The following is a 2,095-nucleotide window of genomic DNA, read 5'->3' as shown; positions in this document are numbered from 1 at the left end:
AATTGGTCCCAGGTCGCCAGGTTGGTGTTCCACGGGTTCCAGTGGTTTGCCTGGTCGTTCCCCTCGGCACCGGCATAGACGGTGCCGCGCTCGCCGGTGAGCGGCTGGGTCAGCACGGTGTCGAACTGTCCACCGTCGTAGGTGTAGACGACGGCTTTCAGGTCTTCGCGCTTCTGCGTGCTCTCCGCGCTGCACACGCCACCGACGTAGAGCTTGTTGTCGTGTGTGGAGAGTGCGAACGGTCGCCAGTCGGTGGACGCCGCGCAGCCCGGGTCCGGGATGCGTACCGTCGCTTCGGGTGCGGATGCGGTGGTACCGGTCGCGTCGAAGCTGACCAGTCTCCGGGTCAGCAGGTTCACCGCGTAGAGCGTCGAGCCGTCCTCGGACAGGGCCATGCCGCCGATGCTCTCCTTGCCCGGTGCATTGGTGAACCCAGCGTCTTTGATCATGTTGGAGGCGTCGTGCGACGTCACCGCGGCGCCCGGCACCTTCGCGAACAGGGTCGGCGCGCTCCCACCGTCGGTCGGCGTGGTGTAGATCGCGTTACCGCCGTCCGGCCCGTACGGGGTGTACCGCCGGGCGAACGCGCCCTGGAACACCCGCTTCCGGTACTTGTCGTAGGCCAACGCGAACGTCGTCCCCACCTGGTCCTGCGTGTTGATCGTGGTCGGGCACGCCGTCTGGTCAGGACACGTACCTCGTTTGTCCGTCCCGAACGCCACCAGTGCCCGGGTGTCTTTCCCGCTGGAAGCATTCTGGATCGGCACGAAATACCGCGTGTCCGGCAGTGCGTAGTCGGCCGGGTTCCAGACCCCGGTGATGACCGAGTCGTCCTTGCCGTCCGACACGTTCACGAAGGTCGTGAAGCTGTCGAAGTGGTTTTCCGCCGTCGAGGCCGGAGCCGCCCGCAGATACTTGTTGTACGGCGCCGGGATGGTGACGTCGACGCGGTACTGGCCGCCGGTCAGCGCGGTCGACTTCGAGACCACCACCTTTCCGGTGGCATCCGTGGTGCCGGTGACCCGATGGCCGGCCGGGTCCGACACGTTGACCTTCATGCCCCGCTGCGGCACATCCATGGTCGTGTTGATCACGCCGGTGCCGAAGAAATCCCGCAGCACCTGAACTGTCAGGGTGCCATCGCCAGCCGAAGCGGCGGCCGTCCCAGCCGACGCGCCTATGACGCTGCCCACCAGTAAGAAACTGGATAAGCCCACTCGTGCCAGCGGGCCCGTACGTTTCCCGGTTGTCCGGCGTAATCTTGTACACGCTCTTTTCACAGCCATCACGCTCCCCTTGTCATGTGAACCGAACACCCGATTCCAGTTGCACATCGGCTTCCCGGCCCCGGGTGACACGTCGGCCATGAAAAGGGTCCACCGCTGTTTCGGTGGACCCGTTCTTGGTCATCTTGGCGGATGTGGCGATTTCAGGGACTCGGGAGTGCCTTCCCCAGGCCAGTTGCACTCGTCCTCGCTTCCCCACACGGAAACAGCACAAGAATCTGAATAGTCATCCTGAACCGCCCCACCAGCGACGATACTGTACCGGGTGTGCGTCAAGATCGGGGCCGCAGAGGAGAAATGGGCGAAACATGTTATCAATGCGCCGCGTGCCGAGTATGAGAATCAATCAGGGGCTCGCGTGGCGCTCGGCCGGCCGGCGCCGATGGCTGCGGCCACGCTGGGTGGCGGCCGTCATCGGCGGCGTGGCCGTCCACATACGGGCGAGCCCCGTCCGGGTATGGACGGGGCTCCTCCGCGCTTGTTCGGCGGTCGCCGCGCGACTTCTTGCGCGGTCGATGCCCGTGACGTCGAATGACCGGTTATCGAGCATGATCCGTCAGGTGTGGTCCGCCCGCCCGCGCCACTGCGATATCGCGGGCGGGCGGATCACCCGTCTTTCCGTGTTGGCTCAGTGTTGCCCGGCGCGACGCTTCCTGGTCATGAACGCGGCTGCCGCGCCCGCACCGGCCAGCAGGGCACTGAGGGAGATGATCTTCAGCAGGCCGGACGCACCTGTGTTGGCCAGCGAGCCACCGCCGCCGCCAGTCCCCGAGCCGCCACCTGTTCCGGAGCCTCCGCTGGTCCCGGAG

At 65.9% G+C, this 2,095-nt stretch carries 2 pseudogenes; both read right to left on the bottom strand.

What is annotated here, in order from left to right:
* A pseudogene (locus KN815_RS48275) lies at positions 1-1,286 on the bottom strand (SdrD B-like domain-containing protein); the annotation flags it as partial.
* 628 nt (positions 1,287-1,914) lie between these two features.
* Positions 1,915-2,095, bottom strand: a pseudogene (locus tag KN815_RS48270) (hypothetical protein); the annotation flags it as partial.

The sequence above is a fragment of the Streptomyces niphimycinicus genome (genome assembly GCF_018883605.1).
Taxonomy (GTDB): domain Bacteria; phylum Actinomycetota; class Actinomycetes; order Streptomycetales; family Streptomycetaceae; genus Streptomyces; species Streptomyces niphimycinicus.
The sequence above is the reverse complement of the archived record's forward strand: the minus strand, read 5'-3'. Positions and strand labels throughout refer to the sequence as shown.